The following is a 25,232-nucleotide window of genomic DNA, read 5'->3' on the forward strand; positions in this document are numbered from 1 at the left end:
GTAACCATGAGCGCATTACTCGAAGTCCGCAACCTGCGCGTGGAATTTCCCACGCGCCGCGGCACGCTACGCGCCCTGGACGATGTGTCCTTTTCCATCCAGGCTGGCGAAGTCCTGGGCGTGGTGGGCGAATCCGGCGCCGGCAAATCGCTGACCGGCGCTTCCATCATCGGCCTGCTCGAACCGCCGGGCCGCATTGCCGCCGGCGAGATCCTGCTGGCGGGCCGGCGCATCGACAATCTGCCCGACGAACAGATGCGCCGCGTGCGCGGCCGCGAGATCGGCGCGGTGTTCCAGGACCCGCTGACCTCCCTGAACCCGCTGTACACGGTGGGCAGGCAACTGGCCGAAACCATCGTCACGCATCTGGACATGACGTGGTCGCAGGCGCGCAACCGCGCGGTGGAACTGCTGGCGTCCACTGGCATCCCCGCCGCGCGCGAGCGCATCGACCACTACCCGCACCAGTTTTCCGGCGGCATGCGCCAGCGCGTGGTGATCGCGCTGGCCCTGGCCGCCGAGCCGAAGCTGGTGGTGGCCGACGAACCCACCACCGCGCTGGACGTGTCGATCCAGGCGCAGATCATCGAACTGCTCAAGCGCCTGTGCCGCGAGCACGGCACGGCCGTCATGCTGATCACGCACGACATGGGCGTGATCGCCGAGACCGCCGACCGCGTGGCGGTGATGTACGCCGGCCGCGTGGCCGAGATCGGGCCGGTGGCCGACGTGATCCACAAGCCGCGCCACCCCTACACGGCGGGGCTGATGGGGTCCATTCCCACGCTCGAAGGCCATATCGAGCGGCTGGTGCAGATCGACGGCAGCATGCCGCGGCTGAACGCCATTCCGCCGGGCTGTGCGTTCAACCCGCGCTGCGGCCAGCGCCTGCCGCGCTGCGCGCACGACCGCCCCGAGCTGATGCCCGCGGGCACGTCGCGCGCGGCCTGTTGGCTGCATGACAATGGCAATACGTTGGAGGTGGCCGCATGAGCACGCCCTTGGTTCAAGTAAAGGACGCGGCGCGCTGGTTCGACGTGTCGCCGCCCTGGCTGGAGCGCACGCTGGCGCGCAAGCCCAAAGTGATGCTGCGCGCGGTGGACGGGGTGTCGTTCGACATCGCCCGCGGCGAGACGCTCGCATTGGTGGGCGAATCCGGCTGCGGAAAATCGACGGTCGCCCGCATGCTGGTGGGGCTGTACGGCCTGACCCGCGGCGACATCCAGTTCGATGGCCAGCCGCTGTCGCGCATGTCCGAGTCGGGCGGCCGCGCCCTGCGAAAGCGCCTGCAGATGATCTTCCAGGATCCCTATGCCAGCCTGAATCCGCGCTGGCGCGTGGGCCGCATCATCGCCGAGCCGATGCTGACCCACACACATATGACGCAAGACGAGCGCGTCGCGCGCGTGGGCGATCTGCTCCGGCATGTGGGGCTGGACCCGGCGGACCAGGGCCGCTACCCGCACCAGTTCTCGGGCGGACAGCGCCAGCGCATCTCGATTGCGCGGGCGCTGGCGGTGAATCCGGAATTCCTGGTGTGCGACGAGCCCACCTCGGCGCTGGACGTGTCGGTGCAGGCGCAGGTGCTGAACCTGATGAAGGACCTGCAACGCAAGCTGGGGCTGACGTACCTGTTCATTTCCCACAACCTGGCCGTCGTGCACCACGTGGCCGACCGCGTGGGGGTGATGTACCTGGGGCGCATGGTGGAAGTGGCGCCGCGCGACGAGCTGTTCGCGCGGCCGCGGCATCCCTACACGCGGATGCTGCTCGAGGCGATTCCGGACATCAACGGCGCGGGCAAGCCGCGCACGGCGGTGGCGGGCGAGGTGCCCAATCCCCTGAATCCGCCGTCCGGCTGCACCTTCCATCCGCGCTGCCCGCACGCCAATGACCGATGCAAGGCCGAGGCGCCGGCCGCGAAGCTGGCGGGGGTGTCGATCGTGGCCTGCCACGCCGTCGAGGAAGGCCGGATCACGGTGTGATCCTGCCGCCGCCGCGGACCGGGCGCCTGCCCGGGCTGCGGCGCGCCGCGCTCAATGGCGGTGGTTGTGGACGTCGTCGTAGGGCGTGTCGTCGTCCTCGTCGTCCGTGTCGTCGTCCTCTTCCTCGTCTTCTTCGTCTGGATCGGGCTGCGGTTCCTCGGTCAGGGCGAAAGGCAGGACTTCCTCAAGGTTGTCGGACCAGGCGGACTCTTCGCCGTCGTGGTCCAGCTTGATGAAACGCTCGCCGTCGTTCAGCGAGATCTGGATCGCCCACAGGTACAGGCAGTCGTAGGTGTCGTCATCGGACTGCGGCAGGCCGCCGCGGTTGCCGAGCAGGCGCGCGCCCGGCCCGCCCATCTGCACGTGCGTCTGTTCCTCGTCCGCCTCGGCTTTCTCGTCCATCGGGACGCCGTAGGTCACCCATTCGGTGCCTTCGTCGCCCAGCACCACTTCCGCCAGCACTGGCTTGCCCAGATAGGCGCTGAGGGCGTCCGCGGTCTTGGCCAGCATGTCCAGTTCGGGGGCGCTGAAATGGGTCAAGGAAGCGGGTGGAGTGGCAGAGGCGGACATGTTGGTTCCTGGGCGCGATGAAGCCGCGACGGCACGGCAGATACGTCAGGCGCTATTGTCGCGCGAACGGCGCTGCGTTGCATCGGGCGCTTGGATTACGAAGAAACGTGTGCGGTATCCGGATGGCGTGCTGGGGCGGCTGCATATCGGTGACGTATACATCAAGCCGGACGAGGCCTACACTTGCCTGCCTTCGTCTTCCTGCCTTTCCGTTTCAAACATGCGCGCCGACGCTCCGCAGCTTCCCCTCCGCTTTTTCCTGTTTCCCTTGCTGGCCGCCCTGATCTGGTCGGTCAACATGATCGTGACCAAGATGGCCGCCGGCGTGATCGCACCAGCCGCCATCGGCTTTTACCGCTGGGCGCTGGCGGGCATCGTGCTCACCCCCTTTGCATTGCCTGGCGTCTGGGCGCAGCGACGACAGGTGCTGGCGCATCTGCCGAAGTTCGCGGTGCTGGGCGGACTGGGCATGGCGCTGTACCAGGGCCTCGCCTACGTGGCGGCCGCCTCGACCACGGCCACCAACATGGGTTTCATCACCGCGATGATTCCGCTCATGACCATCGCCGTCATGGCGGTCATCATGCGTGAGCGGCCCTCGGCGATGGCGGTGCTGGGCAGCCTGGTCTCGCTGGCCGGGCTGGCGCTGCTGATCGGCGAGGGCGATCCGGCCCGGCTGCTGTCGGTGGGCGCCAACCATGGCGACGTGCTGATGGGGCTGGGCGCGCTGGCCTATGCGCTGTACGGCGTGCTGCTGCGGCGCTGGGCGCTGCCGGTGGGGCCGTGGCAGTCGCTGTATGTGCAGGTCGCGTTCGGCATCCTGTTCCAGCTTCCCGCCTTCCTGATGGCCGCGCCGTCGCCGCTCAATGCCGCCAACGTGCCGCTGGTGCTGTATGCCGCGGTGTTCCCGTCGCTGTTCGCGCCATATCTGTGGATGCAGGGCGTGCGCCATCTGGGGCCCAACCGCGCCAGCATCTTCCTGAACGTCATGCCCGTGTTCACGGTGGCCATCGCGGCGCTGTTCCTCGATGAAAAGCCGCATCTCTTTCACATTGCCGGCGGCGCGCTGGCGCTGGCCGGCGTGATGCTGGCGCAGATGCGCACGCCGGGCATGCCGGGGCGCGTGGCAAAAACCCGCTGACGCGGCATGGGGCCGGATCACGCTTGCCGCACGCCGGTCAGGGTTCCGGCCTACAATCAACGGTTTCTCAGCTATATCTCACCTACGAGCCCATGGCCCAATACGTCTACACCATGAACCGCGTCGGCAAGATCGTGCCGCCCAAGCGGCAGATCCTGCGCGATATCTCGCTTTCGTTTTTTCCTGGCGCCAAGATCGGCGTGCTGGGCCTGAACGGCTCGGGCAAGTCGACGCTGCTGAAGATCATGGCGGGCGTCGACCGCGAGATCGAAGGCGAAGCCGTGCCCATGCCCGGCCTGAACATCGGTTACCTGCCGCAGGAACCGCAGCTCAATCCCGAGCACACCGTCCGCCAGGCGGTCGAGGAAGGCCTGGGCGCCGTCGTCACCGCCAAGAAGCGCCTGGACGAGGTCTACGCCGCGTACGCGGAACCCGACGCCGACTTCGATGCGCTGGCCGCTGAACAGGCCGACCTCGAAGCCATCATCGCCGCCGCCGCTTCCAGCGGCGCGGACGACATCGAACACCAGATGGAAATCGCCGCCGACGCACTGCGCCTGCCGCCCTGGGACGCCATCGTCGGCAAGCTGTCCGGCGGTGAAAAGCGCCGCGTGGCCCTTTGCCGCCTGCTGCTGTCCAAGCCCGACATGCTGCTGCTGGACGAGCCCACCAACCACTTGGACGCCGAGAGCGTGGAGTGGCTGGAGCAATTCCTGCACAAGTTCCCTGGCACCGTCGTCGGCGTGACCCACGATCGCTACTTCCTGGACAACGCGGCCGAATGGATCCTGGAACTGGACCGCGGCTACGGCATCCCCTGGAAGGGCAACTACAGCTCGTGGCTGGAACAGAAGGAAGACCGCCTCAAGCAGGAAGAGTCCTCCGAATCGGCGCGCCAGAAGACCATCAAGAAGGAACTGGAGTGGGTGCGCCAGAACCCGAAGGGCCGCCAGGCCAAGGCCAAGGCGCGTCTGGCGCGTTTCGAGGAACTGTCTTCCTACGAATACCAGAAGCGCAACGAAACCCAGGAAATCTTCATTCCCGTGGGCGAGCGCCTGGGCAACGAGGTCATCGAGTTCAACAATGTCAGCAAGGCCTACGGCGACCGCCTGCTGATCGACAATCTCAGCTTCAAGGTGCCGCCGGGCGCCATCGTCGGCATCATCGGCGCGAACGGCGCCGGTAAGTCCACGCTGTTCCGCATGATCGCCGGCCGCGAGCAGCCGGATTCGGGCGAAGTGAAGATCGGCCAGACCGTCAAGCTGGCGTACGTCGACCAGTCGCGCGACGCGCTGGAAGACAAGAAGACCGTATTCGACGCGGTGGCTGACGGCGCCGACCTCTTGACCGTGGGCAAGTTCGAAATGTCGTCGCGCGCCTATCTGGGCCGCTTCAACTTCAAGGGCGGCGACCAGAACAAGGTCGTGGGCCAGCTCTCGGGCGGCGAACGCGGCCGCCTGCACATGGCCAAGACCCTGATCGCCGGCGGCAACGTCCTCTTGCTTGACGAACCGTCCAACGACCTCGACGTCGAAACCCTGCGCGCCCTGGAAGACGCGCTGCTCGAGTTCCCCGGCAGCGTCATGGTCATCAGCCACGATCGCTGGTTCCTGGACCGTATCGCCACGCACATCCTCGCGTTCGAAGGCGATTCGCAAGTCGTGTTCTTTGACGGCAACTACCAGGAATACGAAGCCGACAAGAAGCGCCGCCTGGGCGAAGAGGGCGCCAAGCCCAAGCGCCTGCGCTACAAGGCGCTGAAGTAAAAAGCCGAAAGCCGATTCCTCTGGTGTCTGACACCCAGGTGGCACAGCGGTCGATTCAGGACGCCGCCGCAAGGGTGTCAGACACCGGCCAGTAGGAATACACGCCAAGCATCCCGGCCAAGCGCCGGGATTTTTTTCGGCCAGGCGTTATGCTGACAGCTTGTCCTGGGAGTCCTCACCATGCTGCTGTCCGCCACCGATTCCACCCTGCTGATCGTCGACATGCAGGGCCGCCTGATGCCTGTCATCCACGACGGCGATGCCGTGCTCAACGCCGCGCACAAGCTGGCGCAGGCGGCGCGGCTGCTCGACGTGCCCGTGGTGGCCACGGAGCATCACAGCAAGATGCTCGGGGTCACGGTCGACCCGTTGCGCGAACTCATCCAGGCCACCTTCCAGAAGATGCACTTTTCCTCGGCCCGGGAACCGGGTTTCGACGGCTGGCTGCCGGCCTCGCGCCGCACGGTGCTGGTGGCGGGCTGCGAGGCGCACATCTGCGTGCTGCAAACCGTCATCGGCCTCGTGGAGCTGGGCTACAAGGCCGTGCTGGTCGCGGACGCGGCAGGTTCGCGCAAGTCCTCAGACCATCATGCCGCGTTGCGCCGGGCCCGCGCGCACGGCGCGGAAATCGTCACGTCGGAAATGGCGATTTTCGAATGGATGGAGACCTGCGAGCACCCGCGCTTTCGCGACGTGTTACGTCTGGTCAAATAGCGGCCCGCGCCTGCAACATGGTCCCCAGGAGAGCGCAACGATTTGCTCTCCCTTTGACACAATTCCTGGGCAAACCTAACACCATGTCCCCGGATATTTTGCGATCCTGAAGGCTCCTAACCCCAAAAAGGTCCGCGCGCTCGCGTTTGGTTTCACCGGTGCGGCCCCGGGTAAAAGAACAGGAGCTTCATCATGAAAATCGCATCGCTTTCCAAGATCTGTGCCGCCGTGGCGCTGGCTGCCACCATGGCGGGTTGTTCATCGTGGGATGGCATGAGCCATCGCCAGAAGAGTACCGTGGGCGGCGCCGCACTGGGCGGCGTGGCGGGCGCCGTCATCACCAACGGCGGCGTGCTGGGCACGGTCGGCGGCGCGGCGATCGGCGGTGTGATCGGCGACCAGGTGGGCAAGCGCTAAGCCTTCGTCGCCCCAAAAGCAACGCCCGGCAATGCCGGGCGTTTTTTTGCGCAATGCGCGCCGGCAAGGCCGGCGCACAGCAGAGACATCAGGTCTCGTTTTGCGGCATTTCGATCTTCACTTCCAACACCTCGAGCGTGTCCTGGCGTTCCAGGTGCACCTTGATGTCTTCGGGATTGATCTTCACGTACTTGGAAATGACCGCGATCAGTTCCTGCTGGAGTTGCGGCAGGTAATCGGGGGAATCCCCGCGGCCACGCTCGTGGGCAAGGATGATCTGCAACCGTTCTTTGGCGACGGACGCGGAGGTCTTCTTTTGACCGAGCAGAAACGACAGGAAGGACATCGCTTACTTGCCTCCGAACAGGCGTTTCAGGAAACCCGGCTTTTCGTAGTCGGTAAAGCGCAGGGCCTTGTCTTCGCCAAGGTAACGGCTGACCACGTCCTTGTAGGCTTCCGAGACGTCGGTGTCTTTCAGGTGGATGGCAGGCAAGCCCTGGTTCGAGGCCTGCAGCACGGCTTCCGATTCGGGAATCACACCGATGAGCTTGATGCGCAGGATGTCTTCGATGTCCGTCAGCGACAGCATTTCGCCGTCGGACACGCGCTTGGGGTTGTAGCGCGTGAGCAGCAGGTATTCCTTGACCGGCTCGTCACCCTCGACGGCGCGCTTGGACTTGGCGGCCAGGATGCCCAGGATGCGGTCGGAGTCGCGCACCGATGAGACTTCGGGGTTGGTGACCACCAGCGCGTCGTCGGCGAAGTAGGCCGCCATCAGCGCGCCGGTCTCGATGCCCGCGGGGGAGTCGCAGACGATGTAGTCGAAACCCATTTCCTTCAGGTCGTTGATGACCTTTTCCACGCCTTCCTGCGTCAGCGCATCCTTGTCGCGCGTTTGCGAAGCCGGCAGGATGAAAAGGTTTTCGAGCTGCTTGTCCTTGATGAGCGCTTGCTTGAGGGTCGCCTCGCCCTGGATCACATTGACGAAGTCATACACCACGCGACGCTCGCAACCCATGATGAGGTCGAGGTTGCGCAGGCCGACGTCGAAGTCGATGACAGCGGTCTTGTGGCCCCGCATCGCGAGGCCCGCGGAAAAACTGGCGCTCGTCGTGGTTTTGCCCACGCCGCCTTTGCCGGAAGTCACCACAACAATGCGTGTCATGACGATCAAACCCTTATGTTCGAATAAATCGCGTTATCGTAAAGCAAAAAGCCCGTGTAAGGCTTCTTACAGGATGTGTTGAGATTTGAGCGGGCCGCTGCCGGGCCGCCGTCTCGCAGGATGCCGCACACAGCGCGCGGCATCAGGCCTTCAGCGCTTCGATGCGCAGCGTGTCGCCATCCAGCCGGACCAGCGCGGGCTGATTCTGCAGCGTGCGGTCGAGCTTGTCCTCGACCACGCGGTACACGCCCGCCACTGCCAGCAGTTCCGCATCCAGATGCGTCGTGAAGATGCGCGCCGACGTATCGCCGCGCGCGCCGGCCATGGCCTTGCCGCGCAGCGGACCGTAGACGTGCACGTTGCCGTCGGCGATGACCTCGGCGCCCTGGCTGACCATGCCGATCACCACCAGGTCCGTGTGGCGGGCATAGACGCGTTGCCCCGAACGCAGCGGGCGCGTGATCACCAGCGCCGAAGACGAGTGCGGCGCCGCAGCCGTCGGACTGGACGCGGACGTGGTGCTGCTGGCCGCGCGGGCGGGCAGGGGATCCGCATCGGGCGCCGGGGCGGCAGCCTGCGCATCGGCGGCTTCATCGGCCGCAGGCTTGTCTTGCGCGGCCGCATCGGACGCAGGCGCCGGCGCGGCCTGGGCCGAGGTGTCGGTGGGCGCGGGCGCGATTTCGACCGCGGCCGCCGGCACGGACGGCACCGGCGTGGCGACGTCGTTGGGCGGCGCGGTGTCCACCACGGGGGCGGGGCGCGCTGCCGGCGTGGACAGTTCGACGGGCGTCAGGCCGGCTTCGCGCGCGGCCTGCAGGTTGGCGCCTTCGGCCACCACGCCGATCGGGGGCAGGTTGTGGCCGCGCAGCGCCGCCACCAATGCCGTCCAATCGATCTTTTCCTCGACGCGGCTGGCGTCGATGACGACAGGCTCGTTTTCAAAGAAGCTGCCGGCATCGGCCATGCGTTTGGCGAGCGCAGCGTTCAGGCGTTCGGGATCGGCACTATGCAAAACCACCCGGATGGCATAAAGGGTGGCGCTCTTGAAGTCCAGGGCTAGCGATTCAGTGTTCATCTTGATTTTGGCTGGCGGTCTGGACGCCGGAAAACGGCGTCCTCGACCGGCTGCGGGATGTCGGGGATGATAACCCGCCCGGGACGGCCTGCGCCGGGCGCACGGCGAAAGAAAAAGGCGCCGCAAGGCGCCTTTTCCCGGTATTGCGCGCGTGGGCGCGTCAACCCTGGGCCCAGGAATCGCGCAGGGTCACGATGCGGTTGAGCACCGGCGCGTCAGGCGTCGAGTCCTTCAGGTCGGCCGTGAAGTAGCCCAGGCGCTCGAATTGCCAGGTGGCGCCGGGCGTGGCCACGGTGCCGGGCTCCAGCCAGGCCGTGACGGTCTGCTTGGAGTTGGGGTTCAGGCAGGCCAGGAAGTCCTTGTCGCCGCCGTCCGGACGCGGATCGGCAAAGAGGCGGTCGTACAGGTGAATCTGGGCAGGCACCGCGTGCGCCGCGCTCACCCACGTGATGTTGCCCTTGACCTTGACGCTGTCCGCGCCGGGCGTGCCGCTCTTGGTGTCGGGCAGGTATTCGGCCTGCACTTCGACGACCTCGCCGGCTTCGTTCTTGGTAAAGCCGGTGCAGCGCACGACGTAGCCGTACTTCAGGCGCACGGTGTTGCCCGGGAACAGGCGGAAATACTTCTTGGGCGCTTCCTCGCGGAAGTCGTCGCGTTCGATCCACAGTTCGCGCGACAGCGGGAATTCACGCACGCCGGCCTCGGGGTCATGCGGATTGCGCGGCGCGGTGCAGGTCTCGGTATGGCCTTCGGGGTAGTTGGTGATGACCAGCTTGATCGGGTCCAGCACGGCGACCGAGCGCGGGGCGATGGGGTCCAGATCGTCGCGCACGGCTTGCTCCAGCAGGCTGTAGTCGATGCGCGAGTCGGACTTGGACACCGCGGTGCGGTCGCAGAACAGGCGGATCGACGCGGGCGTGTAGCCGCGGCGGCGCAGGCCGAAGATGGTGGGCATGCGCGGATCGTCCCAGCCGTCCACGTGGCCTTCCTTCACCAGTTGCAGCAGCTTGCGCTTGCTGGTGACCACGTAGCTCAGGTTCAGGCGGGCGAATTCGTATTGATGCGGCAGCGGCTGGGCCAGCTTGCCCAGTTCGGCCAGGCGCGCCAGGATCCAGTCGTAGAACGGACGCTGGTCTTCGAATTCCAGCGTGCAGACGCTGTGCGTGATGCCTTCCAGCGCGTCTTCCACCGGGTGCGCCCAGCTGTACATCGGGTAGATGCACCACTGGTCGCCGGTGCGGTGGTGCGTGGCGTGGCGGACGCGGTACATGACCGGGTCGCGCAGGTTGATGTTGGGCGAAGCCATGTTGATCTTCGCGCGCAGCACCAGGCTGCCGTCCGGATGCTTGCCGTCGCGCATCTCGCGCAACAGCGCGATGGACTCGGCGGCCGGGCGGTTGCGCCAGGGCGAGTCCGTGCCGGGTTCGGTCAGGGTGCCGCGATTGGCGCGGATCTCGTCGGCGCTTTGCTCGTCGACGTAGGCATGGCCGGCTTCGACCAGGGCTTCGGCGAACTCATACATATAGCCGAAGTAATCGCTGGCGAAATACAGGTTCTCGCGGCCGTCGGCCTTCCAGTCGAAGCCCAGCCAGTGGACGGCCTCGATGATGGCGTCGACGTATTCCTGGTCTTCCTTCTCGGGGTTGGTGTCGTCAAAGCGCAGGTGGCAGACGCCACCGAAGTCGCGCGCCAGGCCGAAGTTCACGCAGATGCTCTTGGCGTGGCCGATGTGCAGGTAGCCGTTGGGCTCCGGCGGAAAGCGCGTGCGGATGCGGGCCGGGTCCGCTTCCCCCTGCTGCTGCAAGGCCGCCGGGCCAGGCTTGCCCGCCCAGCGCTTGCCCTGGAAGCGGTTGGCTTCGAGGTCGTCTTGGACGATGTTGAGCAGGAAGTTTGATGCGGCGGGGGTCGGCGTCGTGGCGGAGGTCATTCTTGAAAGAATAGGAAAAAGCAGCGACAAAGCGTCAATTTTGCCACGTTCCGCACCGCGCCCCTTTTCGTCACGCCTGCAACCGGTTTCAATCCGCCCCCATAGTCGTGTAACTGGCTCTACACTACGGGCCATTATGGATATCTCGACCCTATCCCTGGCCCGGGCGCAGTTCATGGCCAGTCTTAGCTTCCTGGCGCTGTTTCTCGCCGTCTCCCTGGCCCTGGCCTGGGTGCTGCTGTTCTTCAAGATCCGCGCGCGGTGGTCCAGCCATGGCGGCTGGACGGGGGCCTACCGCTTCTGGGTCCGCATCTTCGCCCTGTCCTTCGTGCTGACGCTGGCCGCCAGCGTGCCCGTCCTGATCCAGATCGGCAGCCTGTGGGCGGGGTTGATGGACAAGATCGGCAACGTGGCCGGTCCGCTGCTGGGCTACGGCATCCTGTCGGTCTTCATTCTCAAATCCTGTTTCCTGGGCGTCATGCTGTTCGGCCAGCGCCGCGTGTCCGATGGCGCGCACACGCTGGCCGTCCTGATGGTGGCGGTGGGGCAGGTCGTGGCCGTGTTCTGGGTGCTGGCCCTGCAATCCTGGATGCAGACGCCCGATGGCGCGCTGCTGGTCGACGGCCGCTATCAGGTCTATGACTGGATGAAAGTGGTGCTCAATCCCTCGGTCGGCTGGCGCCTGGCCGTGGTGATGGTCGGCGCGGCGCTGGCCGCCTCGTTCCTGATGATGGGCGTGACCGCGCTGCAGGCGTTGCGCCGGCCGCTGGGCGAGGGCGAGCGCAGTGCGTTCAAGACGGCGCTGGTGGTGGCCGTGGTGGCCGCCTTCCTGCAAGTGCCGGTCGCAACCGGCGCGGGCCAGATGATGGCCAAGCTGCAACCTGCCAAGGCCGCCGCCGCGGCGGGCTTTTGGCAGAGCGGCCCCGTGCCGCAGCTGGTGCTGTTCGGCTGGCCGGACGCCCGGGCGCACGTCAATGTCGGCGACCTTACCTTCAACAATGCGGGCGGCATGTGGCTGCACCGCAATGCGGACGGCACCTATCAGGGCCTGGACAAGTATTCGGGCATGCTGCCCCCGGTGGCCGTGACCTTCTGGTCGGTGCGCGTGGCTGTGGGGCTGGGCCTGCTGATGCTGGCCGTGGCCTGCGTGACCTTCCTGTGGACCTTCCGCCGCGGCCTGGACCCGTCGGCCCTGCCGCCATGGTGGCAGCGGGTCCTGTGCGGCATGATGTTTTCCGGCGGCATCGCCGTCGTGGCGGGCTGGTGGGTGTCCATCATCGGACTGCAGCCCTTCGTCGTGAACGGCACGGTCACGCAATCCGAGGTCCTGGGTTCCATGCCGTCCAGCACCGTGCTGTATGGCCTGGCCGGTTACGGCGTCCTGTATGCGCTGCTGCTCGCCGCGTTCGCCGGCATGCTCTTCCATGCCGCGCGCTACGGCGTCGTGCCCGTGCGCAAGCTGAGCGGAGGTGCGCCATGATCGCCATGCTGGCGGCCTCCCAAGGCCTGAGCCCCGACGATCCTTCTTTCTGGATGCCGCTCGCCTTCATGGCGCTGCTGTTCGTCGTGATTGCCGCGGGCATGGTCCTGGACGGCTTCGATCTCGGCGTGGGCATCCTGCTGCAGATCGCGCCGGAGCACGAGCGCGGCCGCATGATGAGCCTGCTCAGCCCGTGGCGCGACGCCAATGAATTCTGGCTGCTGCTGGGGATGGGGTTGTTCGCGGCGGCGTTTCCGTTTGCCTGGGGCGCCGTGCTGGGCAAACTCTACGGACCGCTGACGCTCATGGTGCTGGGGGTGGTGCTGCGCAGCGTTGCGTTCGAATTCCGCATCCGCGCCCGCAACGAATTGAAGCCGCGCTGGATCTTCGCTTTCTGGGCGGGCTCGCTCATCACCGCCTTTGGCCAGGGCGTGCTGCTTGGCCGCATTGCCACGGGCTACCAGTCCGATGCCGGCTATGGCTGGTTCGCGATGTTCGTGGGCCTGTGCGCGGTGGCGGCCTACGTGTTGCTGGGCGCCGCGTGGCTGGTCATGCGCGTCGATGGCGACCTGCAGCGCCGCGCGGCCAACTGGGCGCGCCACGCGATCCGCTGGACCGCCGTGGGCATGGTGTCGATCGCGGTCACGCTGGGCCTGGCCAATGCCGGCATCTTCTACAAATGGAGCAACATCGCGCACCTTAGCCTCGCGGCGTCGGTGTGGGTGCTGATGCTGGCCGGTTTCGTGGCCGCGGAAATGCTGCTGGCGCGGCTGCCCGGCCGCGCCGACCGCTTCAGCTGGCTGCCGTTCGTGCTGACGGTCGCGCTGTTCCTGCTGATGCTGAGCGGACTGGCTTACAGCCTGTTCCCGTACCTGATCCTGGACGACATGACGCTGTGGGACGGCGCGGGTGCGCTGGGCTCGATGCGGCTCGTGATGGCCGGCGCGGTGGTGGGGATACCGGTGGTGCTGGTGTTCAACATCCTGGCGTACCGGTCCGTGTTCGGCAAGGAACGCCGCGGCGTGCCGCTGCTGCCGCCGCCGTCTTACTAAGGGTCTTTGCGGGCCGGGCGCCATGCCGCAAAGGCGTGGCGCCCGGGCCGGCGCTACAGCACCGGCCGCGCCACCCGCTGCAGGATTTCTTCGCCGTAGGCTTCCAGCTTGCGGGCCCCCACGCCGTTGATGTGGCTCAGGTCGTCCATGGACTCGGGCTGCGCCAGCGCGATCTCGCGCAGCGTGGCGTCGTGAAAGATCACGTAGGCGGGCACGCCGTGGCTCTTGGCGACTTCGCCGCGCCACGCGCGCAGGGCTTCGAACACGGGCTGCAATTCGGCCGGCAGGTCGATCGCCGCCGCCTTGGGCCGTCCGCTGCCCGTCTTGCCGGACCGCGGTTTCTTTTCGGACTCGCGTCGCAGCATGAGCTGGCGTTCGCCCTTGAGCACGGCGCGGCTGCCTTCGGTCAGGGCCAGCGTGCCGAAGCCTTCGTTGTCCACCGTCAGGAGGCCCTGCGCCAATAGCTGGCGCAGCACGCCGCGCCAGGCGGTGTCGGACAGGTCGGCGCCCACGCCGAATACGCTGAGCGTCTCGTGGCCATGCTGCTGGGTGCGATCGGTGACCTTGCCGCGCAGGATGTCGATGATGTGGCCGGCGCCATAGCGCTGGCCACGTTCCTTCCAGAGCCGGTACACCGCCGACAGCACCTTCTGCGCCGCGACGGTGCCGTCCCACGCCTGGGGCGGATCCAGGCAGACGTCGCAGTTGCCGCACGCGGTGATCTGCTGGCCAAAGTACGCCAGCAGGCGCACGCGCCGGCATTCCACGGTTTCGCACAGGCCCAGCATGGCGTCGAGCTGCTGGCCCAGGCGCCGGCGATAGGACTCGTCGCCAGGCGATTCGTCGATCATGCGGCGCTGCTGCACCACGTCCTGCAAGCCGTAGGCCAGCCATGCGGTGGCGGGCAGGCCGTCGCGGCCGGCGCGGCCCGTTTCCTGGTAGTAGCCTTCGACCGACTTGGGCAGGTCGATGTGCGCCACGAAGCGCACGTCCGGCTTGTCGATGCCCATGCCGAACGCAATGGTGGCGACCATCACCACGCCGTCCTCGCGCAGGAAGCGCGACTGGTTGGCCGCCCGCACCTGGGCGCTCAGCCCCGCGTGGTACGGCATCGCATCGATGCCCTGGTTGCACAGGAATTCGGCCGTTTCTTCCACCCGGGCGCGCGACAGGCAGTACACCACGCCGGATTCGCCTTCGTGCTCGGTGCGGATCATGTCCAGCAGCTGCTTGCGCACCTCGTTCTTTTCGACGATGCGGTAGCGGATGTTGGGGCGGTCGAAGCTCGAGACGAAATGGCGGGCTTCGTCCAGCGACAGACGCTGCGCGATCTCGGTACGGGTGACGGCGGTGGCGGTGGCCGTGAGCGCGATGCGCGGCACGTCCGGCCAGCGCTCGTGCAGCATGGACAGGCCCAGGTATTCGGGACGGAAATCGTGACCCCATTGGGACACGCAATGTGCTTCGTCGATCGCGAACAGCGCGATGCGGCCGCGGTCCAGCAACTGCAGGCAGCGGTCGGTCAGGAGGCGTTCGGGCGCGACATACAGCAGGTCGAGCTCGCCATCCAGGAACGCCTGCTCCACGTCGCGGGCCACGCGCCATTCCTGCGTCGAATTCAGGAACGCCGCGCGCACGCCCAGTTCCGTCAGGGCGTCGACCTGGTCCTGCATCAGCGCGATCAGGGGCGACACGACAATGCCCGTGCCTTCGCGCACCAGCGAGGGAATCTGGTAGCACAGCGACTTGCCGCCGCCGGTGGGAATGAGGACGAGGGCGTCGCCGCCGCCGATCACCTGATCGACAATGGCTTGCTGGTCGCCGCGGAAGGATTCGTAACCGAAAACGCGCTGCAACACGCCGAGGGCGCGCGCGTCAGACATGGGGGTAGGCCGGAAGCATCATGGCAGGGATTTTAAGCCCCAATTCCGGCCGGTCCCATCCCAGGGGGATTTTTTGGTCCGCGTTCCCGGCGCTTACCAGCTGAGCCAGGTGCCGCGCATGAAGGTGTCCACGGGCATGCTCAGGTTGGCGCGCCAGCCATAGTCGCCCGTCACGATGTCGCGGTCCGCGCCCACGGCCAGCTTGACCTTGGGGGCGACGAACATGCTGTGGGACAGGCCCACGCGCTGCTCGGCCAGCACCGACCCTTCACGCAGGCCGGAATACGTGCCGCTCAACGTGCCCCAGCCCGACAGCGGCACGCCCGCAGAGACCGTATTGCGGGTCTGCGGGGCGGACGCGACGCCGTCGGAATAGGTCGACAGGTCGCCGTAGCCCGCGCCGATCTGTTCGTTGGTGTAGCCCAGCGTCACGGTGTCGGCCACATCGACGCTGTAGCCGAAGCGGTAGCGGTAGCCGCTGGCCGCATCGAACGAACTTTGCGTGGCGCCTGCCCGGAAGGTGCCGAATTCGCCGGCGTTGTACGTGGTGCCCACGCCGCGCGTGGTGAGCGACGGCGCGCTCTGCATCTGGCCTTCCACCGTCAGCACCGGCGTGAGCCCGTAGCGCACGCTGCCGCTGCCGACGGACGCGCCGTAGTCCACGGCCCCGGACTGGGCGGCCGGGTCCATGAGGTTGAGCTTGCCCAGCGAGGACGAATAACCGAAGCTGCCTTCCGGCAATGTGGCGCCGCTGCCGCCCCAGTTGGCGATCTGCAGCCCGCCCACCGGTGCGCCGCTGCCCCAGGCGGGCGCATTGGGGTTGACGTTGCCCACCGTGAGGGACGGGCCCGAGGTATTGCGGTACACCCAGTTGCGGCTGCCGCCATAGCGCAGGCCGTCCTGTCCGCTCACGGACGAAAACCAGGGGCGCGAGGGGCGGGAGACGCCGGAAATCACCACGACCGGCACGCTCGGCAGGTCGCCGTCTTCAAGCGCAAAGGAATAATCCGGCGGGATGTCTGCCGCCGACGCGGGCGCCGCCAGCGGATCGCACGTCAGCGGAACGGGCGGCGCGCTGCCGGTCAGGTCCAGGCCCGTGCCGGGGATGAACCCGTCGGCCGCATCCGGGCCGCCGTCGCGCACCGAGGTGTCCATGCCGGGTTCGGTCGCGTGCAGGTCGCAGGGCGTGGGGTCCAGCGGCACGGCCCGGTCGTCGAGCGACGGGGCGGGGCGCACCGGCAGGGATTGAACCGGCGAGAGCACGCCAATGCCGCGCGCCACGCGCGTGACCTCGCCCGCCGGGGGCGGCGTCAAGGTAAACGGGGACACGTCGGGCTCGTCGCCAAACGCAGGCGCCATCGGCCAGGCAAGGCCCGCCGTCAATGCCGCGTGCAACAGCCCTCTGCGCCAGATGTTAGCTGTGGCGACCATGGGGACAGTGTAGAGAGCGCGCTGCCGCGCATCTGTAAAGGATCTTTAGAAAAGTCCACGAGGGGCGGCAGGCGAAGCGCCATTCTAGGGCAGTCGCGTGTCTGGGGCACGTCCGATCGCGAAAAGCCCGAAACATCCGGCCAACATCGTGCAACGGGTATATTTCAGATGATTTCCTGCCCCTTGCAGGCGAGCGCGCCGCGCCGCACTATCACGCCCATGGACAATTCCCACACCAAGCTGCTGGTCGTCGACGATGATCCGGCGCTGCGCCAGCTGCTGGCCGACTACCTGAACCGGCATGGCTACGACACGCTGCTGGCCCCGGACGCGACCGACCTCTCCTCGCGCATCACCCGTTACGCGCCCGATCTGCTGGTGCTGGACCGCATGCTGCCCGGCGGCGACGGCGCCGATGCCTGCCGCCGCCTGCGCGAGCAGGGCGAGGACATCCCCGTCATCCTGCTGACCGCGCGCGACGAAGCCGTGGACCGCATCATCGGCCTGGAGGCCGGCGCTGACGATTACGTCGGCAAGCCCTTCGACCCCCGCGAACTGCTGGCCCGCATCGAGGCCGTGTTGCGCCGCAAGCGCGGCCCGTCCGCGCTCACCAAGGACGCGCCGGTCGCTTTCGGCCCGTTTGTCTTTGACCCCTCCACGCGTCAGCTGTCCCGCGAGGGCACCGTGGTCAAGCTGACCGGCGGCGAAATCAACCTGCTTGAAGCCCTGGTGCGCAATGCGGGCAAGCCGCTGTCGCGCGAACGCCTGCTGGCGCTGGCCCGCGACGACGACGCCGGCGAGCGCAACGACCGCGCCATCGACATCGCGATCCTGCGCCTGCGCCGCGTGATCGAGGACGATCCCAAGCAGCCGCGCTGGATCCAGACCGTCTGGGGCATCGGTTACCGGTTCTCTCCCTGATGCGCTTTTCCCCCGGCATTCTCGTGCCCCGCTCGCTGCGGGCGCGGCTGATCCTGCTGATCCTCGGATCGGTCCTGCTGACGCAGGCCGCCACGCTGGTGACGGTGTCGTACTTCCGGCACAAGTTCATGGAAGACGTGGCCATCGGCTATATCGTCACCACCATCCGCACGCTGCGCGCCGCCGTGTCCCAGGTGCCGGCCGAAGACCGCGCCGACTTCGTGCGCGCCGCATCGCAGAACCAGTGGCGGTTGTGGTCACGAGTGTTGCCCGCCGAAGCCAAGCTGCAGCGCTTCAATGGCCGCCGTCCGCCGCCGCGTGCCGCGCCGCGCCCGCCGCCTCCCGCGCCTGCGCCCGCCCCGGATTCGCAACTGCACGGTCCGCCTCCACCGCCCCCGCCCGAGGTGCACGTCGACGAACGCGAAACCGATGCGGCGCAAGCAGATGCTCGCAGCGATGCCCAGCGCGAGGGCGACCGTGCCCGCGAGGAACATGCGCGCCGCCACAAGTCAGAGCCCGAGCCCGACGATATTCGCCGCGACCTGCGCGTGCTGGTCCAGCAGCTCAACGAACGCCTGAACGACGGCACGCGCGTGGCGCTGTCGCGCGGCCCCACGCCGGAGATCTTCATTTCGCTGGCGCCCAACCCGGCCACCGAAGACGCGCCGCGGTTGCGCGAGTGGCTGGTCATTCCGCTGGACCGGCTGGACCCGCCCGTCGCCACGCCCTTCATCGCCGCCTGGCTGGGCGGGCTGGGATTGCTGCTGCTGTTGGCCGTGGGTTTTTCGTGGCACATCACGCGCCCGATCACACGGCTGGCCGACGCCGCGGACCAGCTTGCCGCGGGCCAGCCCCAGCGCGTGGAACCCTCGGGTCCGCACGAAACCCGCGTGCTGGGCGAACGCTTCAATGCCATGCTGGACGCCTTGTCCGAGTCCGATTCCGTGCGGCGCACGCTGCTTTCCGGGCTGCCGCACGACCTGAAAGGGCCGCTGTCGCGCATGTGGCTGCGCGTCGAGATGGCCGACGATTCGACGCTGAAGGAAGGGCTGCGCACCGACCTGCGCGACATGCAGCACATGGTGGACCAGTTCATCGGTTTCGTGCGCGGCACCGATCCGGCGGCCTACCGCTATGCGCCCATCGTGCTGTCCGAATGGCTGACCGAGCGCGTGGGCGCCTGGCAGGGCGCCGGCACCGCGATCGGCCTGAACACCGATGCCCAGGCCAGCGGCGCCGTGGTGCAGGCCGACGCCGTGGCGTTGGGGCGCCTGCTGGACAACCTGATCGGCAACGCGCTGAATCACGGCGCGCCGCCGGTGGACGTCGCGCTACGGCGCGAGGAAGGCTACGCGGTGCTGGACGTGGCCGATCACGGGCCGGGCATCGTGCCGGAACGCCGCCAGGAAGCCTTGCGGCCGTTCAGCCGGCTTGACGACGCGCGTACCCGCACCGGCAGCGTGGGCCTGGGCCTGGCGCTGGCCGAGGCCATTGCGCGGGCGCATGGCGGATCGCTCGAATTGCGGGAAGCTCCGTCCGGCGGGTTGTGCGTGCGCGTGCGGCTGCCGCTTTCCCAGGCCGCCTGACCGACCTGGCCCCGGGGACGGCCCCGGGGCAGCCCGCGCTACGGTACGATTCATCCTGCTTCGTCCTTTGCCCGTACCCCGCACCATGGCCATCCAGTCCGATTCGCTTTCCTCCCGTCCCGACGCCCCCCGCATCGTGACGCCGCAGCCGGTGTCGCCCAACGAGGAGTCGATCGAACGCGCGTTGCGGCCCAAGGCGCTGGAAGAATATGTCGGGCAGCAGCGCGCCCGCGAACAGCTCGAAATCTTCATTGCCGCGGCCAGAAAGCGGGGCGAGGCGCTGGACCACGTGCTGCTGTTCGGCCCCCCGGGCCTGGGCAAGACGACGCTGGCGCACATCATTGCGCACGAAATGGGCGTGCAATTGCGTCAGACGTCCGGCCCCGTTCTCGAACGCCCGGGCGACCTGGCCGCGCTGCTGACCAACCTGGAAAAGAACGACGTCCTCTTCATCGACGAGATCCACCGCCTGTCGCCCGTGGTCGAGGAAATCCTTTACCCCGCGCTCGAAGACTTCCAGATCGACATCCTGATCGGCGAGGGGCCGGCCGCGCGCAGCGTGAAGCTGGACCTGCAGCCCTTCACGCTGGTGGGCGCCACGACCCGCGCGGGCATGCTGACCAATCCGCTGCGCGACCGCTTCGGCATCGTGTCGCGGCTCGAGTTCTACAACGCTGCCGATCTCGGCCGCATCGTGACGCGCAGCGCGGGCCTGCTCAATGCCGTCATCACGCCGGACGGCGCGGCCGAGGTGGCGCGCCGCGCCCGCGGCACGCCGCGTATCGCCAACCGCCTGCTGCGCCGGGTGCGCGACTACGCCGAGGTGAAGGCGGGCGGCACCATCGACGCCGACGTGGCGGGCCGCGCGCTCGCCATGCTGGAAGTCGATCCGCAGGGCCTGGACCTGATGGACCGCAAGCTGCTCGAAGCCATCGTCCACAAGTTCGATGGCGGTCCGGTCGGCGTGGACAGCCTGGCGGCAGCCATCGGCGAAGAGCGCGACACGATCGAGGACGTCATCGAGCCTTACCTGATCCAGCACGGTTATCTGCAACGCACGCCGCGCGGCCGCACGGCCACGCTGACCACGTGGCGCCACTTGGGCCTCGCGCCGCCCGCAGGCACCACGGGCGGCAGCGGCGACCTCTTCGGCAAATAGGCGGCCCGCGCGCCGTCATGCCTTCGGGCGGCGCGCAAATCGCGCCGGCGGGTTTATGATCCGAGGGTTTCGTTTCCCCTCGCGATCTAAGGACCTTATTCCATGCAGCCCGAATTGCCCTCCTATGATGATGTCGCGCGCGCCAGCGAGCGCCTGGCCGGCAACGCACACCGCACGCCCGTCCTGACCTCGGCCACCGCCGATGCCATCGCCGGCGCGTCGCTGTTCTTCAAGTGCGAGAACTTCCAGCGCATGGGCGCCTTCAAGTTCCGGGGCGGCTACAACGCGATCGCGCGCCTCACGCCAGAGCAACGGGCCGCGGGCGTCGTGACGTTCTCGTCGGGCAATCACGCGCAGGCCATCGCGCTGGCCTCCCGGCTGCAAGGGGTCCAGGCCACCATCATCATGCCGCTGGACGCGCCCGCGGCCAAACGCGCCGCCACGGAAGGCTACGGCGGCAAGATCGTCACGTACGACCGCTACACCGAAGACCGCGAGACCATCGCCCGCCGCATCCAGGCCGAAACCGGCGCCACGCTGATCCCGCCGTACGACCACGAGGACGTGATCGCGGGGCAGGGCACGGCCGCCAAGGAATTGTTCGAGGAAGTCGGCGAGCTCGATTACCTTTTCGTGTGCCTGGGCGGCGGCGGCCTGCTGTCGGGCTCGGCCCTGTCCGCCTTCGCGCTCAGCCCGCGCTGCCTGGTCTACGGCGTGGAACCCGAAGCCGGCAATGACGGGCAGCAGTCTCTGCGCAAGGGTGAAATCGTCCGAATCCCCGCGCCCAAGACGCTGGCGGACGGCGCCGCCACCACGCATCTGGGCAATCTCACCTTCCCCCTCATCCAGAAGTACGTGCGCGACATCGTCACGGTGACGGATGAACAGCTGGTGACGACCATGAAGTTCTTTGCCGAACGCATGAAGATGGTCGTGGAACCCACGGGCTGCCTGGCGGCGGCGGCCGTCATGCAGAACGTGGTGCCGGTGCGCGGGGCCCGGGTTGGCGTCATCATCAGCGGCGGCAACGTCGATCTTCCGGCCTACGCAAAGCTGCTGGCGGGCTGACGCGCATCAAGCGGCGCGCGCGGCGCCTCGCTCGCGCGCGCTTGCGCATGCCGACCTTGCAGGGCAGAATCGAACCTCGATCCTGACGAACCGGAGGCTACGCCATGCGTATCCTTGTCATTGGCGGCACGGGCTTCATCGGCCGCCACTTGGTAGCACGGCTTTGCGCGGACCCGCATCAGATCGTCGTGCCCACGCGGCTTCTTGCCCGCGGACGCGACCTGCAATTACTTCCCACCGTCACGCTGCTTCAGGCTGACATCCACGACGATGCCGCGCTCGATGGCATGGTGCAAGGGTGCGATGCCGTCGTGAACCTGGTGGGCATCCTGCACGGCAACGTGGGCCGGCCCTATGGGTCCGATTTCGCGCGCGCCCACGTGCATCTGCCGCAGCGCATTGCGCAGGCTTGTGTGCGTCATGGCGTGCGGCGTTTGCTTCACGTCAGCGCGCTGGGCGCCGATTCCAGCGGCGACAGCATGTACCAGCGTTCCAAGGGCGACGGCGAGGCCGCCATCAAAGCGGCCTACCAAGGCCGGCCCGACATCTGCTGGACCATCTTCCGCCCCTCGGTGCTTTTCGGACCCGACGACAACTTCACCAATATGTTCGCGTCGCTGGCGCGTTGGCTGCCGGTGCTGCCGCTGGCGGGCGCCAATGCGCGCATGCAGCCCATCTATGTGGGCGATGTGGTGACCGCCATGGTCAACGCGCTGGCCGACACCCACACCTGCGGCAAGACCTACGAACTGGGCGGACCGCAGGTCTACACGCTGGGCGAGATCGCGCGCCTGTGCGCCGCCTGGAGCGGGCATCCGCGCCCCGTCATCAGCATGCCGATGGGGGTGGGGCGCATGCAGGCCCGGCTATTCGAATGCATGCCGGGCACGCCGTTGATGTCGCGCGACAACCTGGACTCCCTGCGCCGCGACAACGTCTGCGGCGGGCCCATCGCCCCCGAGTTGCACGTGGTGCCCACGGGCCTTGAGGCCGTGGCGCCGCGCTACCTGCAGCACGGCAAGGCGGCGGCCTAGCGCCAGTTAGCGCACCAGCGCCTTCAGCGCCTGTTTGATGCCGTCGGACACGCCCACGCCTTCGGGCAGCGTCTTCAGCGCCGACAGCGATTCTTTTTCCGAGTAACCCAGCGCCAGCAAGGCATTCAGGATGTCGGACTGGTTGTCGTGCGTGACGTGCGCCGCTGCGCCGATGTCCGCGCCCAGCTTGCCGCGCATCTCCAGCAACAGCCGTTCCGCGGTCTTCTTGCCGATGCCGGGCACGCGGGTCAGGCGGCCGGACTCCTGCAAAGTGATGGCTTGCGCCAGGTCCGCGACCGACAGGCCGGACAGCACGGACAGCGCCGTGCGCGCACCGATGCCGCTGACCTTGATGAGTTCCCGGAACGCGCTGCGCTCGCCGGCCGAGGCAAATCCATACAGGATGTGCGCGTCTTCACGCACGGTCAGGTGCGTGTAGAGCGTGACGCGCGCGCCCGTCTCGGGCAGCGAATACAGCGTGCTCATGGGCACGTCGATGTCATACCCGATTCCGCCCACATCCACGCAGATCGTGGGGGGCAGTTTTTCGATCAGGGTTCCGGTGATTCTTCCGATCATGGTGAGAGGCCTGCAATGGTGGCGGCCGCGGAACGCGCGGCGAATGCGGGGATTCTATACGGGCGGGCGCTCAGCCGATCAGCCGGCCATTGCGGATGCGGGTCTTGCCGCCCATGCGCAGCGCGCTGCCCAGGCGTTCCAGCTTGTCCTGCAGTGGTCCCACGTGCGCGTGGCAGATGGCGCAGGCCAGCGCGTCGGCCGAGTCGGGGGCCGGCACGCCATCCAGCGCCAGCAGGTGCTGCACCATCATCTGCACCTGCTCTTTCGCGGCGCGGCCGGTGCCGACCACGGCCTTCTTGATCTGCAGCGCGGTGTACTCGTGCACGTCCAGCGAACTGTCGGCCAGCGCGCAAAGCGCCGCGCCGCGGGCCTGGCCCAGCAGCAGGGTGGATGCGGGATTGGTGTTCAGAAAGACGATTTCCAGCGCGGCCACGTCAGGTTGCGTGTCGCGGGCCACCTGGCGCAGGTTGTCCAGGATGACCTTCAGGCGTTCGGACAGCGTCAGCGCCGGCGGGACCACGATGGTCCCGCTGGCCACGTAACGCAGCCGCGAGCCTTCGGCATCGATCACACCGAAGCCGGTGCGGCGCAGGCCGGGATCGATGCCGAGGACGCGCATCAGTGGCGGAAGTGGCGGGTGCCGGTCAGCACCATGGCGATGCCGTGCTCGTCGGCGGCGGCGATGACTTCGTCATCGCGCACGCTGCCGCCGGGCTGGATCACGCAGGTTGCGCCCGCCGCCACCACCACGTCCAGGCCGTCACGGAACGGGAAGAACGCGTCGGATGCCACGGCCGAGCCCTTCAGGGTCAGGCCGGCGTTTTCCGCCTTGATGGACGCGATGCGCGCCGAGTCGATGCGGCTCATCTGGCCCGCACCCACGCCCAGGGTCATGCCGCCGCCCACGAACACGATGGCGTTGGACTTGACGTACTTGGCGACCTTCCAGGCGAACGACAGGTCGTTCATTTCCTGCTCGGTGGGTTGGCGCTTGGTGACGACCTTCAGGGCGTCGCGCGGCACGTTGTAGGCGTCCGGCGTCTGCACCAGCCAGCCGCCGCCCACGCGCTTGATGTCGAAGGCGTTCTGGCCGGTGCCCATCGGCACTTCCAGCACGCGCACGTTCTTCTTGGCGGCCAGGATGGCCAGCGCGGCGCCGTCGTAGGCGGGGGCGAGCAGCACCTCCAGGAACTGCGCGCTCACGGCCTCGGCCGTCGCGGCGTCAACCGGACGGTTGAAGGCGATGATGCCGCCGAAGGCCGACGTCGGGTCGGTTTTGAAGGCTTGCTGGTACGCGCCCAGCGTGTCGGCCGCAACGGCCACGCCGCAAGGGTTGGCATGCTTGACGATGACGCAGGCGGGCGCTTCGAAGCTGCGCGCGCATTCCCACGCCGCGTCGGCGTCGGCGATGTTGTTGTAGGACAGTTCCTTGCCCTGCAACTGGCGGTAGTTGCCCAGCAGGCCGGCCGGACGCTGCGCGTCCACGTAGAAGGCGGCGCTTTGATGGGGGTTCTCGCCGTAGCGCAGCGCCTGCTCCTGCTTGACCTGCAGGGTCAGCGTGCCGGGCCATTCGTTACGGGCGGGCACGGCGTCCTGCTCGGGCTCGGCCGCGGTCAGGCTGGTCAGGTAGGCGGCGATGGCGCCGTCGTAGGCGGCCGTGTGGGCGTAGACCTTGGCGGCCAGGGCGAGGCGCAGGCCGTAGGAGGTGGCGCCGCCCTTGTCCATTTCGGCCAGGACGCGCGAATAGTCGACCGGGTCGATCACGACCGTGACGCCGCCGGCTTCGGTGCCGTGGTTCTTGGCGGCGGCGCGCAGCATGGCGGGCCCGCCAATGTCGATGTTCTCTACGGCGTCGGCAAACGTGCAATCGGGCTTGGCCACGGTTTCACGGAACGGATACAGGTTGACCACCAGCATGTCGATGCGATCGATGCCTGCCGCCTTGATGGTGTCCATGTGCTCGGCGCTGTCGCGGCGGGCCAGCAGGCCGCCGTGGATCTTGGGGTGCAGCGTCTTCACGCGGCCGTCCAGGATCTCGGGCGAACCGGTGTGAGCGGCCACTTCGGTGACGGTCAGGCCGGAGTCGGCGAGCAGCTTGGCGGTGCCGCCGGTCGAGAGCAGGCGCACGCCACGCGCGGCCAGGGCGCGGGCAAATTCAACGATGCCGGTCTTGTCGGACACCGAAAGCAGGGCGGTTTCGATTTTCATGATGGGACGGAGTGGGGCGGGAGCGCCTTTCTCGTTCTGGTCGGATGGGAAATCTGGAAGCGGCGGCGGCG

23 protein-coding genes are annotated in these 25,232 nt (G+C 67.5%); 13 read left to right on the forward strand and 10 right to left on the reverse strand.

Annotated elements, in window-relative coordinates:
• Window positions 1-6: 6 nt before the first annotated feature.
• Window positions 7-993 (forward strand): ABC transporter ATP-binding protein, encoded by a 987-nt coding sequence (locus tag H4P35_RS04360; protein WP_226848280.1) that lies wholly within the window; start codon window positions 7-9, stop codon window positions 991-993.
• Window positions 990-1,985 (forward strand): ABC transporter ATP-binding protein, encoded by a 996-nt coding sequence (locus H4P35_RS04365; protein ID WP_226848281.1) that lies wholly within the window; start codon window positions 990-992, stop codon window positions 1,983-1,985. Before H4P35_RS04360 ends, H4P35_RS04365 begins: the two co-directional genes overlap by 4 nt.
• 51 nt (window positions 1,986-2,036) lie before the next feature.
• Here H4P35_RS04365 and H4P35_RS04370 read toward each other — a convergent pair whose 3' ends face one another.
• A complete protein-coding gene (locus H4P35_RS04370) occupies window positions 2,037-2,555 on the reverse strand; it encodes a hypothetical protein (RefSeq protein ID WP_226848282.1) in 519 nt (172 codons plus the stop codon).
• 220 nt (window positions 2,556-2,775) lie between these two features.
• On the opposite strand from H4P35_RS04370, the gene H4P35_RS04375 reads away from it, so the two are divergent.
• The 4 genes from H4P35_RS04375 to H4P35_RS04390 all read left to right on the forward strand — a co-directional run bounded on the left by H4P35_RS04375 (window position 2,776) and on the right by H4P35_RS04390 (window position 6,593).
• A complete protein-coding gene (locus H4P35_RS04375) occupies window positions 2,776-3,696 on the forward strand; it encodes a DMT family transporter (RefSeq protein ID WP_226848283.1) in 921 nt (306 codons plus the stop codon).
• Window positions 3,697-3,788: 92 nt separating this feature from the next.
• On the forward strand, window positions 3,789-5,462 hold the full coding sequence (gene ettA, locus H4P35_RS04380; RefSeq protein WP_180098904.1) for an energy-dependent translational throttle protein EttA: 1,674 nt from the start codon (window positions 3,789-3,791) through the stop codon (window positions 5,460-5,462).
• Between the two features lie 180 nt (window positions 5,463-5,642).
• Window positions 5,643-6,176, forward strand: a complete 534-nt coding sequence (locus H4P35_RS04385) for an isochorismatase family protein (RefSeq protein WP_152383549.1) — start codon at window positions 5,643-5,645, stop codon at window positions 6,174-6,176.
• 192 nt (window positions 6,177-6,368) lie between these two features.
• Window positions 6,369-6,593, forward strand: a complete 225-nt coding sequence (locus H4P35_RS04390) for a glycine zipper 2TM domain-containing protein (protein WP_056321146.1) — start codon at window positions 6,369-6,371, stop codon at window positions 6,591-6,593.
• 88 nt (window positions 6,594-6,681) lie between these two features.
• Here H4P35_RS04390 and minE read toward each other — a convergent pair whose 3' ends face one another.
• The 4 genes from minE to H4P35_RS04410 form a co-directional block, all read right to left on the reverse strand.
• The gene (gene minE / locus H4P35_RS04395; protein WP_006217654.1) at window positions 6,682-6,939 is read right to left on the reverse strand and encodes a cell division topological specificity factor MinE; all 258 of its coding nucleotides are present in this window, start codon (window positions 6,937-6,939) and stop codon (window positions 6,682-6,684) included.
• A 3-nt stretch (window positions 6,940-6,942) separates the two neighbouring features.
• Complete coding sequence (minD, locus tag H4P35_RS04400) at window positions 6,943-7,758, reverse strand: septum site-determining protein MinD (RefSeq protein ID WP_008158705.1); 816 nt, start codon at window positions 7,756-7,758, stop codon at window positions 6,943-6,945.
• Between the two features lie 142 nt (window positions 7,759-7,900).
• Complete coding sequence (gene minC / locus H4P35_RS04405; RefSeq protein ID WP_056321149.1) at window positions 7,901-8,833, reverse strand: septum site-determining protein MinC; 933 nt, start codon at window positions 8,831-8,833, stop codon at window positions 7,901-7,903.
• A 160-nt stretch (window positions 8,834-8,993) separates the two neighbouring features.
• Window positions 8,994-10,760, reverse strand: a complete 1,767-nt coding sequence (locus tag H4P35_RS04410) for a glutamine--tRNA ligase/YqeY domain fusion protein (protein ID WP_180098906.1) — start codon at window positions 10,758-10,760, stop codon at window positions 8,994-8,996.
• A gap of 136 nt (window positions 10,761-10,896) precedes the next feature.
• Between H4P35_RS04410 and H4P35_RS04415 the strand changes: the two genes are divergently transcribed.
• Entirely contained in the window at window positions 10,897-12,240 is a 1,344-nt protein-coding gene (locus H4P35_RS04415; protein WP_226848284.1) for a cytochrome ubiquinol oxidase subunit I, read from the forward strand.
• Window positions 12,237-13,292 (forward strand): cytochrome d ubiquinol oxidase subunit II, encoded by a 1,056-nt coding sequence (locus H4P35_RS04420; protein ID WP_226848285.1) that lies wholly within the window; start codon window positions 12,237-12,239, stop codon window positions 13,290-13,292. Before H4P35_RS04415 ends, H4P35_RS04420 begins: the two co-directional genes overlap by 4 nt.
• A 53-nt stretch (window positions 13,293-13,345) precedes the next feature.
• Here the strand turns inward: H4P35_RS04420 and recQ are convergent, their stop codons facing one another.
• Complete coding sequence (gene recQ / locus H4P35_RS04425; RefSeq protein ID WP_226848286.1) at window positions 13,346-15,175, reverse strand: DNA helicase RecQ; 1,830 nt, start codon at window positions 15,173-15,175, stop codon at window positions 13,346-13,348.
• Window positions 15,176-15,268: 93 nt separating this feature from the next.
• Window positions 15,269-16,606 carry a fimbrial protein gene (locus H4P35_RS04430; RefSeq protein ID WP_226848287.1) on the reverse strand — a complete coding sequence of 446 codons (1,338 nt, stop codon included), beginning with the start codon at window positions 16,604-16,606 and terminating at the stop codon, window positions 15,269-15,271.
• A gap of 219 nt (window positions 16,607-16,825) precedes the next feature.
• Here H4P35_RS04430 and H4P35_RS04435 point away from each other — a divergent pair, with 219 nt between their 5' ends.
• From H4P35_RS04435 to H4P35_RS04455, 5 genes are all read left to right on the forward strand, one after another.
• Window positions 16,826-17,527 carry a response regulator gene (locus tag H4P35_RS04435; RefSeq protein WP_056321163.1) on the forward strand — a complete coding sequence of 234 codons (702 nt, stop codon included), beginning with the start codon at window positions 16,826-16,828 and terminating at the stop codon, window positions 17,525-17,527.
• Entirely contained in the window at window positions 17,527-19,113 is a 1,587-nt protein-coding gene (locus tag H4P35_RS04440) for an ATP-binding protein (RefSeq protein ID WP_226848288.1), read from the forward strand. Before H4P35_RS04435 ends, H4P35_RS04440 begins: the two co-directional genes overlap by 1 nt.
• A gap of 85 nt (window positions 19,114-19,198) precedes the next feature.
• Window positions 19,199-20,272, forward strand: a complete 1,074-nt coding sequence (gene ruvB, locus H4P35_RS04445; protein WP_056321167.1) for a Holliday junction branch migration DNA helicase RuvB — start codon at window positions 19,199-19,201, stop codon at window positions 20,270-20,272.
• 102 nt (window positions 20,273-20,374) lie between these two features.
• The gene (locus H4P35_RS04450) at window positions 20,375-21,340 is read left to right on the forward strand and encodes a threo-3-hydroxy-L-aspartate ammonia-lyase (RefSeq protein ID WP_056321169.1); all 966 of its coding nucleotides are present in this window, start codon (window positions 20,375-20,377) and stop codon (window positions 21,338-21,340) included.
• 104 nt (window positions 21,341-21,444) lie between these two features.
• Complete coding sequence (locus tag H4P35_RS04455) at window positions 21,445-22,374, forward strand: complex I NDUFA9 subunit family protein (RefSeq protein WP_226848289.1); 930 nt, start codon at window positions 21,445-21,447, stop codon at window positions 22,372-22,374.
• A 6-nt stretch (window positions 22,375-22,380) separates the two neighbouring features.
• Here H4P35_RS04455 and ruvA read toward each other — a convergent pair whose 3' ends face one another.
• The 3 genes from ruvA to purH all read right to left on the reverse strand — a co-directional run bounded on the left by ruvA (window position 22,381) and on the right by purH (window position 25,161).
• Window positions 22,381-22,953, reverse strand: coding sequence for a Holliday junction branch migration protein RuvA (gene ruvA / locus H4P35_RS04460; protein ID WP_128830056.1), 573 nt, complete (start codon window positions 22,951-22,953; stop codon window positions 22,381-22,383).
• Between the two features lie 70 nt (window positions 22,954-23,023).
• Window positions 23,024-23,572 (reverse strand): crossover junction endodeoxyribonuclease RuvC, encoded by a 549-nt coding sequence (gene ruvC / locus H4P35_RS04465; protein ID WP_142050713.1) that lies wholly within the window; start codon window positions 23,570-23,572, stop codon window positions 23,024-23,026.
• The gene (purH, locus tag H4P35_RS04470) at window positions 23,572-25,161 is read right to left on the reverse strand and encodes a bifunctional phosphoribosylaminoimidazolecarboxamide formyltransferase/IMP cyclohydrolase (protein WP_063953103.1); all 1,590 of its coding nucleotides are present in this window, start codon (window positions 25,159-25,161) and stop codon (window positions 23,572-23,574) included. Before purH ends, ruvC begins: the two co-directional genes overlap by 1 nt.
• Window positions 25,162-25,232: the final 71 nt, after the last annotated feature.

Source organism: Achromobacter sp. 77 (assembly GCF_020541125.1).
Classification (GTDB): Bacteria; Pseudomonadota; Gammaproteobacteria; order Burkholderiales; family Burkholderiaceae_B; genus Achromobacter; species Achromobacter mucicolens.

Coding starts and splice junctions, on each gene's coding strand:
- H4P35_RS04360 (WP_226848280.1), top strand. CDS start 7: ATGAGCGCATTACTCGAAGTCCGCAACCTGCGCGTGGAATTTCCCACG.
- H4P35_RS04365 (WP_226848281.1), top strand. CDS start 990: ATGAGCACGCCCTTGGTTCAAGTAAAGGACGCGGCGCGCTGGTTCGAC.
- H4P35_RS04370 (WP_226848282.1), bottom strand. CDS start 2,555: ATGTCCGCCTCTGCCACTCCACCCGCTTCCTTGACCCATTTCAGCGCC.
- H4P35_RS04375 (WP_226848283.1), top strand. CDS start 2,776: ATGCGCGCCGACGCTCCGCAGCTTCCCCTCCGCTTTTTCCTGTTTCCC.
- ettA (WP_180098904.1), top strand. CDS start 3,789: ATGGCCCAATACGTCTACACCATGAACCGCGTCGGCAAGATCGTGCCG.
- H4P35_RS04385 (WP_152383549.1), top strand. CDS start 5,643: ATGCTGCTGTCCGCCACCGATTCCACCCTGCTGATCGTCGACATGCAG.
- H4P35_RS04390 (WP_056321146.1), top strand. CDS start 6,369: ATGAAAATCGCATCGCTTTCCAAGATCTGTGCCGCCGTGGCGCTGGCT.
- minE (WP_006217654.1), bottom strand. CDS start 6,939: ATGTCCTTCCTGTCGTTTCTGCTCGGTCAAAAGAAGACCTCCGCGTCC.
- minD (WP_008158705.1), bottom strand. CDS start 7,758: ATGACACGCATTGTTGTGGTGACTTCCGGCAAAGGCGGCGTGGGCAAA.
- minC (WP_056321149.1), bottom strand. CDS start 8,833: ATGAACACTGAATCGCTAGCCCTGGACTTCAAGAGCGCCACCCTTTAT.
- H4P35_RS04410 (WP_180098906.1), bottom strand. CDS start 10,760: ATGACCTCCGCCACGACGCCGACCCCCGCCGCATCAAACTTCCTGCTC.
- H4P35_RS04415 (WP_226848284.1), top strand. CDS start 10,897: ATGGATATCTCGACCCTATCCCTGGCCCGGGCGCAGTTCATGGCCAGT.
- H4P35_RS04420 (WP_226848285.1), top strand. CDS start 12,237: ATGATCGCCATGCTGGCGGCCTCCCAAGGCCTGAGCCCCGACGATCCT.
- recQ (WP_226848286.1), bottom strand. CDS start 15,175: ATGTCTGACGCGCGCGCCCTCGGCGTGTTGCAGCGCGTTTTCGGTTAC.
- H4P35_RS04430 (WP_226848287.1), bottom strand. CDS start 16,606: ATGGTCGCCACAGCTAACATCTGGCGCAGAGGGCTGTTGCACGCGGCA.
- H4P35_RS04435 (WP_056321163.1), top strand. CDS start 16,826: ATGGACAATTCCCACACCAAGCTGCTGGTCGTCGACGATGATCCGGCG.
- H4P35_RS04440 (WP_226848288.1), top strand. CDS start 17,527: ATGCGCTTTTCCCCCGGCATTCTCGTGCCCCGCTCGCTGCGGGCGCGG.
- ruvB (WP_056321167.1), top strand. CDS start 19,199: ATGGCCATCCAGTCCGATTCGCTTTCCTCCCGTCCCGACGCCCCCCGC.
- H4P35_RS04450 (WP_056321169.1), top strand. CDS start 20,375: ATGCAGCCCGAATTGCCCTCCTATGATGATGTCGCGCGCGCCAGCGAG.
- H4P35_RS04455 (WP_226848289.1), top strand. CDS start 21,445: ATGCGTATCCTTGTCATTGGCGGCACGGGCTTCATCGGCCGCCACTTG.
- ruvA (WP_128830056.1), bottom strand. CDS start 22,953: ATGATCGGAAGAATCACCGGAACCCTGATCGAAAAACTGCCCCCCACG.
- ruvC (WP_142050713.1), bottom strand. CDS start 23,572: ATGCGCGTCCTCGGCATCGATCCCGGCCTGCGCCGCACCGGCTTCGGT.
- purH (WP_063953103.1), bottom strand. CDS start 25,161: ATGAAAATCGAAACCGCCCTGCTTTCGGTGTCCGACAAGACCGGCATC.